This is a genomic window from Ensifer sp. Root558, from assembly GCF_001427045.1.
GTDB lineage: Bacteria > Pseudomonadota > Alphaproteobacteria > Rhizobiales > Rhizobiaceae > Ensifer > Ensifer adhaerens.
In genome coordinates this window covers 630,107-642,262 of sequence record NZ_LMGC01000023.1, presented here as the reverse complement: position 1 = coordinate 642,262, position 12,156 = coordinate 630,107, and the positions used below count along the sequence as shown (strand labels likewise).

Annotated in this window: 10 protein-coding genes; 7 read left to right on the top strand and 3 right to left on the bottom strand. The window is 64.6% G+C overall.

Translation table 11 applies throughout. The annotated features are described in order from the left end of the window. Positions 1 to 31 precede the first annotated feature (31 nt). The 4 genes from ASD63_RS22930 to lpxK all read left to right on the top strand — a co-directional run bounded on the left by ASD63_RS22930 (position 32) and on the right by lpxK (position 3,656). Positions 32 to 268 (top strand): DUF4170 domain-containing protein, encoded by a 237-nt coding sequence (locus tag ASD63_RS22930; RefSeq protein ID WP_034800996.1) that lies wholly within the window; start codon positions 32 to 34, stop codon positions 266 to 268. A 91-nt stretch (positions 269 to 359) separates the two neighbouring features. Then, positions 360 to 1,673, top strand: coding sequence for a lipid IV(A) 3-deoxy-D-manno-octulosonic acid transferase (gene waaA, locus ASD63_RS22925; protein WP_034800999.1), 1,314 nt, complete (start codon positions 360 to 362; stop codon positions 1,671 to 1,673). A gap of 24 nt (positions 1,674 to 1,697) precedes the next feature. Next, entirely contained in the window at positions 1,698 to 2,402 is a 705-nt protein-coding gene (locus ASD63_RS22920) for an HAD family hydrolase (protein WP_034801001.1), read from the top strand. A gap of 213 nt (positions 2,403 to 2,615) precedes the next feature. Then, the gene (gene lpxK / locus ASD63_RS22915; protein WP_034801004.1) at positions 2,616 to 3,656 is read left to right on the top strand and encodes a tetraacyldisaccharide 4'-kinase; all 1,041 of its coding nucleotides are present in this window, start codon (positions 2,616 to 2,618) and stop codon (positions 3,654 to 3,656) included. 53 nt (positions 3,657 to 3,709) lie between these two features. Here lpxK and ASD63_RS22910 read toward each other — a convergent pair whose 3' ends face one another. Both ASD63_RS22910 and mutL read right to left on the bottom strand, forming a co-directional pair. Next, the gene (locus tag ASD63_RS22910) at positions 3,710 to 3,943 is read right to left on the bottom strand and encodes a DUF2093 domain-containing protein (RefSeq protein ID WP_034801006.1); all 234 of its coding nucleotides are present in this window, start codon (positions 3,941 to 3,943) and stop codon (positions 3,710 to 3,712) included. A 90-nt stretch (positions 3,944 to 4,033) separates the two neighbouring features. Next, positions 4,034 to 5,851: a DNA mismatch repair endonuclease MutL gene (gene mutL, locus ASD63_RS22905; RefSeq protein ID WP_060529840.1), complete on the bottom strand. Its 1,818-nt coding sequence runs from the start codon at positions 5,849 to 5,851 to the stop codon at positions 4,034 to 4,036. 381 nt (positions 5,852 to 6,232) lie between these two features. On the opposite strand from mutL, the gene ASD63_RS22900 reads away from it, so the two are divergent. Both ASD63_RS22900 and ASD63_RS22895 read left to right on the top strand, forming a co-directional pair. Continuing rightward, on the top strand, positions 6,233 to 7,951 hold the full coding sequence (locus ASD63_RS22900) for a response regulator (protein ID WP_034801011.1): 1,719 nt from the start codon (positions 6,233 to 6,235) through the stop codon (positions 7,949 to 7,951). 263 nt (positions 7,952 to 8,214) lie between these two features. Then, entirely contained in the window at positions 8,215 to 9,561 is a 1,347-nt protein-coding gene (locus tag ASD63_RS22895; RefSeq protein WP_051659581.1) for an EAL domain-containing protein, read from the top strand. 6 nt (positions 9,562 to 9,567) lie between these two features. Here ASD63_RS22895 and ASD63_RS22890 read toward each other — a convergent pair whose 3' ends face one another. Beyond that, positions 9,568 to 10,506, bottom strand: coding sequence for a LysR substrate-binding domain-containing protein (locus ASD63_RS22890; protein ID WP_034801015.1), 939 nt, complete (start codon positions 10,504 to 10,506; stop codon positions 9,568 to 9,570). A 92-nt stretch (positions 10,507 to 10,598) separates the two neighbouring features. Here ASD63_RS22890 and ASD63_RS22885 point away from each other — a divergent pair, with 92 nt between their 5' ends. Then, a complete protein-coding gene (locus ASD63_RS22885) occupies positions 10,599 to 12,149 on the top strand; it encodes a trimethylamine methyltransferase family protein (protein ID WP_034801018.1) in 1,551 nt (516 codons plus the stop codon). Positions 12,150 to 12,156 lie beyond the last annotated feature (7 nt).

Here is a 12,156-nt window from a genome sequence, read left to right as displayed (position 1 = left end):
CCCACACCCAACAAGAATAAATGGAAGTCCGATGGCTCACGACACCGAGAAAAAACAACGTCTGCACCTCGTCTTCGGCGGCGAACTCACCACGCTGACTGACGTACATTTCCGCGACCTGGACAAGCTCGATATCGTCGGCATCTACCCGGACTACGAAAGCGCCCTGACTGCTTGGAAATCCAAGGCGCAGATGACCGTCGACAACGCTCACATGCGTTACTTCATCGTCCACATGCACCGTCTGCTCGACCCGGAAAACGGCTGATGCCGATGAGGTCGGGATGCGCGGTGTTTACCCGCATGCCAGTCGCCCTTAAGTCTCTCCGGGCCGGAACGGCCGGGGAAGGTGGCCTGTCATGAGCAGCTTTCGCGCGCGCCTGGCGCTGTCCAGCTACCGCTGGATCGGCTCGGCCATCTATCCTCTCGTCTGGTCCTACCTTGCCATTCGCGCGGCGAAGGGCAAGGAGGATCCGGCGCGCCGCCGTGAGCGCTACGGCCATGCCAGCGAGCCGCGGCCGCAGGGCCCCCTCGTCTGGTTCCACGCGGCAAGCGTCGGCGAAACCAACGCCGTCATCCCGATGATCAAGGAAATTAGGCGGCGCGGCATCCACGTCGTGCTGACGACCGGGACGATGACCTCGGCGCGTGTCGTGGCCGAGCGCCTGGGGTCGACGGTGATCCACCAGTATGTCCCGCTCGATTTCAAGCCGGCCGTCAGCCGTTTTCTCAACTACTGGGAGCCGGATCTGGCGATCATCGCCGAATCCGAGATCTGGCCGATGACCATCCTGGAACTCGGCCGCCGCCATATCCCGCAGGTTCTGGTCAATGGGCGTATGTCCGACCGGACCTTCGCGCGCTGGAAGCGTCGGCCGGCGCTCGCCGATGCGCTGTTCGAGAATCTCGCGCTCGTCATTGCCCAGTCCGATGTCGATGCGGAGCGCTTCCGCACGCTCGGTGCGCTGCCGGTCATGGTGTCGGGCAATCTCAAGGTCGACACCGACGCGCCGCCACACGATCCGCAGGCGCTGAAGGAGTATCGCCAGCAGATCGGCACGCGCAAGACCTGGGCGGCGATCTCGACCTTCGACGGCGAGGAGGCGGCCGCCGGTGTCGTGCACCGTGCGCTCAAGGAGCGAACCGGCCTTCTAACGATCATCGTTCCGCGCCATCCCGATCGCAGCGACGCCATCGAGGCGGCGCTGACGGCCAAGGGGCTGAAGGTCGCCCGGCGCACGCGCCGCGACGCGCTGACGCCGGACGTCGATATCTTCCTTGGCGACACGATCGGCGAAATGGGTCTCTATCTCCGCCTGACGGAGGTTGCCTTCGTCGGCCGTTCGCTGTTTGCCGAAGGCGGTCAGAACCCGCTGGAGCCGGCCATGCTCGGCTGTGCCATCCTGTCAGGCGGCAACGTCCAGAATTTTCGCGAGACCTACCAGACGCTGGCCAAGAACGGCAGCGCCAAGATCGTGCGCGATGTCGAGATGCTGGCCAAGGGCGTCAACTATCTGCTCGCCAACGACGACATGCGTCGCTCGATGATCGATGCCGGCCTCGAAACCGTGCAAGAGATGCGCGGCGCCCTGTCGGCGACGATGAAGGGACTTGAGCCCTATATCAATCCGCTCATCGTCAAGGCGCGTCTCAACCCGCCGACCGACAACTGATCCAGCAGGAGACGAAGCCTCGTCATGACCGCAGCCAAAGCCATAGCCGGCATCCTGTTCGACAAGGATGGAACCCTGCTCGACTACGCAAAGAGCTGGGTACCGGTGAACTACGAACTGGCGCGGATCGCGGCAAAGGGTGATGAGGCTCTGGCCCGCACGCTGCTTGCAGCCGGCGGCATGGACGCCGACACCGGCCACGTGCTGCCCGACAGCCTGCTTGCCGCAGGCAACACGGTCGAGATCGCGACCGGCTTCGTCGGCGCGGGCGCGCCCTTCACGGTTGCCGAACTGACGACCCTGCTTGACGGCCTGTTTGCGCGCTCGGCTGAATATGCCGTGCCGGTGACCGATCTCGGCGCTTTCTTCGCCGGGCTGCACGCCAAGGGCTACCGCCTCGGTGTCGCCTCGAGCGACAACGAGCGTTCGATCCGCGAAACGGCAAAGCGCTTCGGCTTCGAGGATTACCTGCACTATGTGGCGGGCTACGACAGCGGCTACGGCGTCAAGCCGGAGCCGGGCATGGTGCTTGGCTTTTGTGCTGCGACCGGCCTTGAGCCGCAGCAGGTCGTCGTCGTCGGTGACAACAATCACGACATGCACATGGGCCGCAGCGCCGGCGTCGGCATGACGGTCGCCGTCCTGACGGGTACCGGCTCGCGCCAGTCGCTTGCGGCGGCTTCCGACCATTGCCTCTCGGATATCACCGAACTCGAAGCTGTCCTCTAGATCGAGTTGCGGCAGCACTTGCCGCGATTGCCTTCAGTTTTGCATCGTGATCGGCCCGGTTCAGCGCCCCTGCCGTGGCCGTATTGGTCTCCATAGCTTGCGTTTTTTCCCGTTCTGACGTTTTTTGTCGCAATCCGCCGGTTTCGACCGGCGAACAAACCGTCCCTCCCGGAAACGGAAGGACCTGAGCGGCCGGGAGGCCACGGAACGAAGATGGTATCGGAAGCGCCGCCATTCTGGTGGACCAAGGCGGATTGGCGTGCGCGCGCGTTGTGGCCGTTCTCATGGGTTTACGGACGGATTGCCGGCATGCGCATGGATCGCGCGCAGCGCGCCTCCGTGCCGGTCCCGGTCATCTGCATCGGCAATTTCACCGTCGGCGGCGCCGGCAAGACGCCGACCTCCATCGCGCTTGCGCGCGTCATCCGCGAAAAGGGGCTGAAGCCCGGCTTCCTCAGCCGCGGTTATGGCGGCTCGCTCGACGTGACGACCGTCGTCGATCTGGAACATCACCGCGCCCGCGACGTCGGCGACGAACCATTGCTGTTGGCGAAGGAGGCCTTGACCGTCGTCTGCCGCCGCCGCGTCGATGGGGCTCGCCGGCTGGTGAAGGAAGGCGTCGACATCATCATCATGGACGACGGTTTCCAGAGCGCGCGGCTGGCCTTCGACTTCGCGCTTTTGGTGATCGATTCCCGCCGCGGCATCGGCAACGGCTATCTGGTGCCGGCGGGCCCGGTGCGGGCGCCACTGTCGAACCAGCTCCGCCACGCCACGGCCCTGCTCAAGATCGGTGACGGCATCGAGGCCGACGCCCTGATCCGTCGCGCCGCCCGCGCCGGCAAGCAGATCTACGAAGCCGACGTCATAAGGCGCGACGACGGATCGCTAAATGGCGTCAAGGTGCTTGCCTGGGCGGGCATTGCCGATCCGGAGAAGTTCTACCGCACCGTTCGGGAGACGGGCGCCGTCATCGAGGAAACCCGCAGTTTTCCCGACCACCACCATTTCTCCGAGGACGAAATCGCCGATCTGCTCGACCAGGCTGCAGCGCTCGGCTGCCAGCTCGTTACCACGGCCAAGGATCTGGTGCGCCTGGAGCCCGGCCACGGCCGCGCCGCCGAACTCGCCGCAGCGAGCAGGGTGATCGAGATCGATGTGCGCTTCGACGACCCGATGGCGCCGAAAAAGATCATCGAGACGGCGCTTGCCGCGGCGCGTGCCCGCAAGCTGCGCGAAGGCGCGGCTAAGTAACGGCGCCCTGTGGGTCGTGGCGCCGGAGTGCCGTCGTTGGTGTCCGGGCTTGATTAGCGGCGCTGGTTGGGCAGCGCGCCTGCGCGCTTTTCCGCCTCGAGCGAGGCTTCCGCGTCGACATAGGGCTCCTGCCGGGCGACGCTCCAGTAACGCAGTTCGTCGACGGGGATGATCTTGCCGGTCATCGCGCAGACCACGTGCGAACCCGCAAGCACGATCTGAAAGTCGCCGTCGAGATAACGGATCTTCGCTTCGCGCGAAGCGCTTCCTTCAAACCGGTTCATCATGCTCGGCGCCTGTTTCCGTCTTCGTTATTGGTTCTCTGGTCTAGCTCGCCGTCCGGAAAAATGCCAGTCGCATTTCGCCAGGCGTGAAGATCAGCTCCGGCCGAACAGCCGTTCGATATCGGAGAGCTTGAGTTCGATATAGGTCGGCCGGCCGTGATTGCACTGGCCCGAGCCGGGCGTCGCCTCCATTTGCCTCAAAAGCGCGTTCATCTCCTCGGTGCGCATGCGCCGTCCCGAGCGCACCGATCCGTGGCAGGCCATGGTCGCGGCGAGATATTCGAGCCGGCTCGTCAGCCCGCTTGCCGTATCCCATTCGGCAAGCTCGTCGGCGAGCTGGCGCACGAGACCGACGGCATCCATTTCGCCGAGCATGGCCGGCGTTTCGCGCACCGCAATCGCGCCCGGTCCGAAGCGCTCGATCGCGAGACCCAGGCGGGAGAACTCCTCCGCATGGGCCATCAACCGGTCGCAATCGTCTTCGGGCAGGTCGACGATCTCCGGGATCAGCAGCGCCTGGGCGGCGACCGGTCGCGAATGCAGCGCCGTACGCATCGCCTCGAACACCAGCCGCTCGTGCGCGGCATGCTGGTCGACGATGACGAGGCCGTCATCGGTCTGGGCGACGATGTAGTTTTCGTGCAGTTGGGCGCGCACGGCGCCGAGCGGGAACGATTGCGGCGGCGGCGGTTGCGGGGCCTCCGGCGCCGGCACGGGCATTTCTCGCTCGAACGGGGTGGCGACACGCGCGGAAGGGGCGGAAAATGCCGCAAAGCTTGCCTGCGGCTGCTCGCCGAGGTGGCGCAGCATCGCGTCGAATTGTGTCGGCCGGGAAGGCGACGTCTCGGCGCTCCAGGGCTGCGGGCGGTAATCGCCGGAGCGGAACGCCTGCATCATGCCGCGGGCGCCCGTCGTTGCGGCGCGGTCGCCGTCGCGCGTCAGCGCCTGACGGATCGCGCCGATGATCAGCCCGCGGATCAGGCCGGGGTCGCGGAAGCGCACGTCGGACTTTGCGGGATGCACGTTGACGTCGACGAGCGCCGGGTCGAGCGTGATCGACAGCACGGCGACCGGATAGCGGCCGCTCGGGATCGTCTCGGAATAGGCGGCACGGATCGCTGACAGCAGCAACTTGTCCTGCACCGGGCGGCCATTGACGAAGACATATTGCTGCAGCGAGTTGCCGCGATTGTAAGTCGGCACGCCGGCAAAGCCGGTCAGTTCGACGTCTTCCCGCGCCGCATCGATCTCGATCGCATTGTCGCGAAAATCCTTGCCGAGCACTTGCGCCATGCGCGCCAGCCGGTCGTCGCCGGTTGCCGGGAATTCGAGTGTCGAGCGGTCGCTGCCGGAGAGCACGAAACGGACCGCCGGAAACGCGATCGCCATGCGGCGCACCACTTCCGAAATGGCCGCCGCTTCCGCCTTCTCGGTCTTCATGAACTTCAGTCGGGCCGGGGTGGCGAAGAACAGATCGCGCACTTCGATGACGGTGCCGGTATTGGCGGGCGACGGGCGGACCGCCTCGGTTTTGCCGCCGGTAACCGCAATGACCGCGCCTTCGCTGGCGCCGGCCGTGCGCGTCGTGATCGACAGCCGGGCGACCGAGCCGATCGAAGGCAGGGCCTCGCCGCGAAAGCCGAGGGTGCGGATGTCGAAGAGGCTGTCGTCGAGCTTCGACGTGCAGTGCCTTCGGACCGCAAGTTCGAGGTCGCCAGGTGCCATGCCCGAGCCGTTGTCGGTGACCCGCAGCAGCGTCTTGCCGCCGCCGGCGGTCGCGATCTCGATGCGGGTCGCGCCGGCGTCGAGCGCATTCTCGATCAGCTCCTTGGCGGCGCTGGCCGGACGTTCGATCACTTCGCCGGCGGCGATTTGGTTGATGAGGGTTTCTGAAAGCTGCTTGATGGCCATGGCCCATTTTCCGGGATTCGCCGCGGAAACGGAAGAGGGGACGGTATCTCGTCCCCGGTCGCGAGCGCTTGGTGCCGACACCCTTGAAAAATGATCGAGGGTTTAATCGGCCCTTAACACTCTGCTGCGATTTTCCACAACAACCTGAATGATCACGGGTTTTGTCTTTTGAGCCTTGCGGCGTAGCTGGACGCCGCACTCCCGCCGCTCGAAGAGACGCCTGCCAAGGCCACCCCAGCATGTCCCGAAATGAAACCGCCGTTGCAGCGCCGCGCGTCATTATGAAGACGCGGCAGGCCGTTGTGGCACTTTGGATGGCCGCCTGTTCCCCCTGATCTGACGATCCAGGGACACATGCGGTAGGCGAGTGAGGACAGTGCGATGAGCGATGGGGCGCCGAACGGCGCGGACATCAACAGGGTCATTCTTGAGTCGAGTTGCGACGCACTCGGCATCGCTGTGCTTGTCTGCAGCCGGGACGATACCATTCTCTTTGCCAGCCGCACGATGCTGCAATTTTTCCCGGTCCCGGCGGAAGCCCTGATGCCGGGCGCGCGGCTCAGGGATTTCCTCGGTGCCGTCTATGACACCGGTGTCCGTCCGGGCACCGTCCCGGAAAACAGCCGCCGACGCACCAACCGCGAGGAATGGATTGCCGAGCACATGGCGCTGCATTGGCGCGAGCGCTACGAGAGCGTAGAGCGCGCCGGCCGCACCCGCTGGGTTTCGATGCGCAAGCGCCGCCTGTCGAGCGGCATGGGCATCCTGTCGATCAGCGACGTCTCTGACCAGAAGAAGCGCGACGAACAGCTTCAGACCGACCTGGAGCGGGTGGAGCTGACCGAGCAGATCCTCGACGCGCAGCCCAATCCCATCTGCGTCAAGGATCGCAATCTCAATTACATCGCAGTCAACAAGGCCTTCTGCCTGATCCATGACCTGGCGCAGGACGCCATCCTCGGCCGCTCAGCCTGGGACCTGGTCGAGAGCGACCTGGCGGAGCGCTTCGAACAGTCCGATCGCATGGTGCTTGAAACCGGCAAGCCGTTTTCGCAGGCCGAGCACATCGTGCGTGCCGACGGCAGCGACCTCTGGGTGCTGACCCGCAAGTACCGCGTCGGCATGCCCGGCCGCCATTTCGTCGTCACCTGCATGAACGACGTGACCGATATTGCCGTCTGGTATCCGGGCGGCGAGGAGCCCTCGGGCGAGGTCACCCTGCAGATCCGCGACTACAGCATTTTTGCCGCGGCGCAGAATTTCTACGATCCTTTCCGGGCGCTGAATGTCCAGCAGCTCGTCGAGGCGGGGTCGATGATCGAGACCTTGCCGGCGCGCGGCCTGCGGGTGCTTCTGGCGACCGACGACCGAGCGCTGGAGGAGCGGCTTGTCGCCCGGCTGCGCGGCTCCGGGCTCGACGCCTGCGCCGTTCGCGATGTCGACGAATTGCACGCCTTCTGCGCTGCTGTCGACGAGGCGGGGCTGAAACTCGACATCCTGCTGCTCGACGCGGCTTTCCCCGAGCGGCAGAAGATAGCTGCCGGCTGGCGCGACAGCCCGATCCTCCCGGTGTCCGCCGATCAGGACGGGGCGGCGGTGCTTGCGGAAGTCTTCCGTGTTTGTTCCGAGCGCGCGGGTGCCGCGCTGCAACCGGAATGGTCGCTGTCGTTCGAGGCCGAAGAGATCGCGCCGCCGCCGCCGGCTCCGCAGGTCGACGTGCTCGTTGCCGAGGACAATCAGATCAACCAGTTCGTCTTCACCCAGATCCTCGAGGGGCTCGGCGTTTCGCATCGGATCGCCGCCAACGGTCGCGAGGCCGTCGAACTCTGGCACGAACTGCAACCGGCCCTTGTGTTGATGGATGTGTCGATGCCGGTCATGAACGGCTTCGACGCAACCGTCGCAATCCGGTCGGCTGAAAAGGGACGCGCACAGAAAACTCCGATCATCGGGGTTACCGCCCAGGCCTTGGATATCGACCTGCAGCAATGCAAGGCATGCGGCATGGACGACCACATCATGAAGCCGGTGAGCCCCGATATGATCGAGGCGGTGTTGAGAAAATTCATGCCGGTGAAGGCAGTACGAACGGCAGGTTGAGTAAAAGGCGTGTCAACTCGCTAGAATTGGGGAGGCCAATGGCAAATCTTGGAGCGGCACGATATCGGATTGTTAACCGCCGATTGCGATCGTCTGCCCCGAATTGCCGCTAAAGTGTAGAGCCCCATCCGTATGCCTCGCATCCACCTCGTTGCCCAAGCCCCGGTCGTGTCGGAAAGACACAGCCGGTCTTCGTCGTGGCGCACGCTGGCGGCGGGCTCGATCGCACGCCATCCCTGCCAGATGAGTGGGGGACGGCGATGATGACAGCGGAAACTCCTTACCACCGTGTTGGCCGCGAGGCGCCTGCGGCCCGGGGTGATGTCGATCAACTGACGGGGCTCGGCAACGCCCGTTGCCTGCGCCAGTGTGTCCTTGATCTCGCCGAGGAGCGTGCCAGCGACCCGGCCCCGTTCACCATCGGCCTTGCCAATATCGATGGTTTCAAGCCGATCAATGACCTGTTCGGACCGGAAGCGGGCGACGAAATCCTCTGCCAGGTGGCCTATCGCCTGAAGGCCTGCGCGCCCGAGGGCGCCACGATCATCCGTTTCGACAGCGATGAATTTGCCTTCGTGTTGCCGCTGATCTTCGAGCGCAAGGGCGCCGAGAAGATCGGACAGATGCTGAAGGAGGTGCTGTCGGCCCCCTTTGATCTCGGCGACCGTCACGTTCGTCTGTCCGCCTCCTTCGGTTTCGCCGTTTATCCCTTTGCCGGAGAGGTATTCGAGGACCTCCTGAAAAGCGCCGATACCGCGCTTTATCGCTCGAAGCGCCGCGGCCGCGGGCAGATCACCGTCTACTCGCAGGAGATCGCCCAGGAGATGAAGCGCGCGACGCAGCTTGAGCAAGCGCTGCGCAACGCCATCATCGCCAACGAGGTTGACGTGCACTTCCAGCCGATCGTCGATCTGCGCAACGACGCGGTTGTCGGCTTCGAGGCCTTGGCGCGCTGGTGCGATGCCGATCTCGGCTATGTCTCGCCGGCGGTGTTCGTGCCGCTCGCCGAAGAGCGTGGTTTCATCGATTCGCTCGCCGAGGTCCTGCTGCGCAAGGCAGCCCATGCCGCGCTTTCCTGGCCGAAGGAGCTCTTCCTCTCCTTCAATCTCTCCTCGGCGCAGCTCACGGATCCGACCACCAGCCGGCGCCTGCTGTCGATCATCAGCCAGATCGGCCTCGACCCGCGGCGCCTGGAGCTGGAAATCACCGAAACGGCCGTCATGGCCGATGCGGATATCGCCCAGAAGATCGTTGCGGAACTGCGCGCCGCCGGCGTCCGCGTCTCGCTCGACGACTTCGGCACGGGCCAGTCGAGCCTTGGCCGGCTGCGCGACTTCTCCTTCGACAAGGTCAAGATCGACCGGGCCTTCGTCTCGCGCATTTCTGCCGATCGTGCCTCGGAGCATATCATCAAGGCGATCGTGTCGATGTGCGAGGGGCTTGAGCTCGAAGTCGTCGCCGAAGGCATCGAGGATTTTTCCGAAGCCCTGAAACTGAAGGCGCTCGGCTGCGGACTGGGGCAGGGCTACTTCTATGGAAAGCCCGCCGATGCGGTGGCGACGATGCGCTATCTTGCCGATCGCTACCGCGATCTTCCCGCCCAGGCCTGATCCGGGTTAGTCCTCGGCGCCGGACATCGCTGCGCGGTCGCGCCGCCCCTCATCCAGCAGCCAGTCACGCACCCTTTTGGCCTGCGCATTCAGTTCGCGCGATCGCGGCCAGACGACGTAGAAGGCAAGGCCCGTCTTCAGCACGTGTCCGGCGACCGGGACCAGCGCGCCCGAGCGGATCTGCGGATAGATCAAGTGTTCCCAGCCGAGCGCCACGCCTTCGCCGGATAGCACCGCCTGGATCACCAGGACATAGTCGTTGATCGAAAGCCGGCGCGCCTGTTTGGGATAGGCAAGACCGGCGCTCGCAAACCACTCGGTCCAGTCGCAGGCGCGTCGGACCGGCTCTTCCAGGTGGATGAGATTGTGGCGTGGCAGGTCGGCGGCCGTTTTCGGCAAGCCGTGCCGCTCGATATAGGCGGGTGTGGCGACCGCGTTGACCACCTCGTCGGCGAGCAGGGCGGCATGGTAACGCGGCCAATGGCTTGGGTCGCCGCCGCGGATGCCGAGCGGGATCGGCTCTTCCTCCAGATCGAGGTCGCGCACGCTGGTCTGGATCCGGAGATCGATTTCCGGCAGGTCCTCGCGCATGCGGTTGAGGCGCGGCAGCATCCACATCGAGGCAAAAGCGGTGGAGGCCGCGAGCGTCACGTTGGTCTCGCGGCCTTTGGCGCGAATGTCTTCGGCCGACTTCTGGATGCGCGACAGGCCGACGGAGACGTCGGCATGAAACTTCTCGCCCGCTTCCGTCAGCTCGACCGCGCGGTGCACGCGATGAAACAGCGGCACGCCCAGCTGTTCCTCAAGACCGCGCACGGCGTAGGAGACTGCAGCCTGGGTCATGCCGAGCTCGTTGGCAGCACGGGTGAAGTTCTGGTGGCGGCCGGCTGCCTCGAACACGATGAGGCTTGTGGCGGACGGGAGCAGGCGGCGCAGGTTTTCCATAAATGACGCTTATAGCATGGATCGAATTTTTCCAGCGTTACAGTGGAGTTTTTCGCCCATAGCATCATCTGAGATGATGGGAGGATATGGGCATGGATACGGCACTGGCAACGGACGCGGCGGTACCGAGACGGACACGCGGCACACGGCCGAACCGGCGCGAGGGCGCAGGACGCAGCCTCGGTGTTCCCTACATCACCAGAAACATTCCGACCTACGATATCCTCGGCGAGGAAAGCCTGCTTCGGATCGAAGCGATTGCCGATCGAATCCTTGCCGAAGTCGGCATCGAGTTTCGCGACGACCCGGTTTCTCTCGATCACTGGCGAAGGGCCGGCGCGAAGGTCGACGGCGTCCGGGTGACCTTCGAACCGGGCATGCTGAAGGAAATCGTCGCCTCGGCGCCGCACCAGTTTACCCAGCATGCCCGCAATCCGGCGCGCAATGTCGAGATCGGCGGCAACAACGTCGTCTTCTCGCCGGCCTATGGCTCGCCCTTCGTCATGGACCTCGACAAGGGCCGGCGCTACGGCACGATCGAGGACTTCCGCAACCTGATCAAGCTGGCGCAGTCGAGCCCCTGGCTGCACCATTCCGGCGGCACGATCTGCGAGCCGGTCGACGTGCCGGTCAACAAGCGCCACCTCGACATGGTCTACAGCCATATCAAATATTCCGACCGCGCCTTCATGGGTTCGATCACGGCGGAAGACCGTGCCGAAGATTCGATCGAGATGGCGCGCATTCTCTTTGGTCGCGATTTCGTCGATCGCAACTGCGTCATCCTCGGCAACGTCAACGTCAATTCGCCGCTCGTCTGGGACGGGACGATGACGAAGTCGCTACGCGCCTATGCGCGGGCAAACCAGGCCGCGGTCATTGTGCCCTTCATCCTTGGCGGCGCCATGGGGCCGGTCACCAATGCCGGCGCCATCGCCCAGTCCTATGCCGAGACGCTTGCCGGCTGTGCACTGACCCAGCTGGAGCGCAAGGGCGCCCCGGTCATTTTCGGCAATTTCCTGTCGTCCATGTCGCTGCGCTCGGGCTCGCCCACCTTCGGCACGCCGGAACCGGCGATCGGCAGCATGGTCGTCGGCCAGCTTGCGCGCCGGCTCGGCCTGCCGCTGCGCTGTGCCGGCAATTTCTCCAATTCGAAGCTGCCGGATGCACAGGCGATGCAGGAAGGCGCGATGTCGATGCTCTCGGCGGTGCATTGCGGCGCGAATTTCATCCTGCATTCCGCCGGCTTCGTCGATGGGCTGCTCGCCATGTCCTACGAGAAGTTCGTTATGGACACCGACTTCTGCGGCGCGCTGCATGCCTATCTTGCCGGCGTGGTCGTCGACGACAACACGCTGGCCATGGACGCCTTCCTGCAGGTCGGTCCCGGCAGCCATTTCCTCGGCTGCGACCACACCATGCGCAACTACCAGACCGCCTTCTGGGATTCGGCCCTTTCGGACAACGAGCCCTTCGAGAAATGGGTTGAGGAGGGCGAGACCGACATGGCGACGCGTGCCAACCGCGCCTGGAAGAAGACGCTTGCCGAATATGAAGCGCCGCCGCTGGATGTGGCGCGCGACGAGGCGCTGATCGATTATGTCACGCGCCGCAAGGAGAGCATGGCGGATGCTTGGTACTGACGAAGCC

Coding starts and splice junctions, on each gene's coding strand:
- ASD63_RS22930 (WP_034800996.1), top strand. CDS start 32: ATGGCTCACGACACCGAGAAAAAACAACGTCTGCACCTCGTCTTCGGC.
- waaA (WP_034800999.1), top strand. CDS start 360: ATGAGCAGCTTTCGCGCGCGCCTGGCGCTGTCCAGCTACCGCTGGATC.
- ASD63_RS22920 (WP_034801001.1), top strand. CDS start 1,698: ATGACCGCAGCCAAAGCCATAGCCGGCATCCTGTTCGACAAGGATGGA.
- lpxK (WP_034801004.1), top strand. CDS start 2,616: ATGGTATCGGAAGCGCCGCCATTCTGGTGGACCAAGGCGGATTGGCGT.
- ASD63_RS22910 (WP_034801006.1), bottom strand. CDS start 3,943: ATGATGAACCGGTTTGAAGGAAGCGCTTCGCGCGAAGCGAAGATCCGT.
- mutL (WP_060529840.1), bottom strand. CDS start 5,851: ATGGCCATCAAGCAGCTTTCAGAAACCCTCATCAACCAAATCGCCGCC.
- ASD63_RS22900 (WP_034801011.1), top strand. CDS start 6,233: ATGAGCGATGGGGCGCCGAACGGCGCGGACATCAACAGGGTCATTCTT.
- ASD63_RS22895 (WP_051659581.1), top strand. CDS start 8,215: ATGACAGCGGAAACTCCTTACCACCGTGTTGGCCGCGAGGCGCCTGCG.
- ASD63_RS22890 (WP_034801015.1), bottom strand. CDS start 10,506: ATGGAAAACCTGCGCCGCCTGCTCCCGTCCGCCACAAGCCTCATCGTG.
- ASD63_RS22885 (WP_034801018.1), top strand. CDS start 10,599: ATGGATACGGCACTGGCAACGGACGCGGCGGTACCGAGACGGACACGC.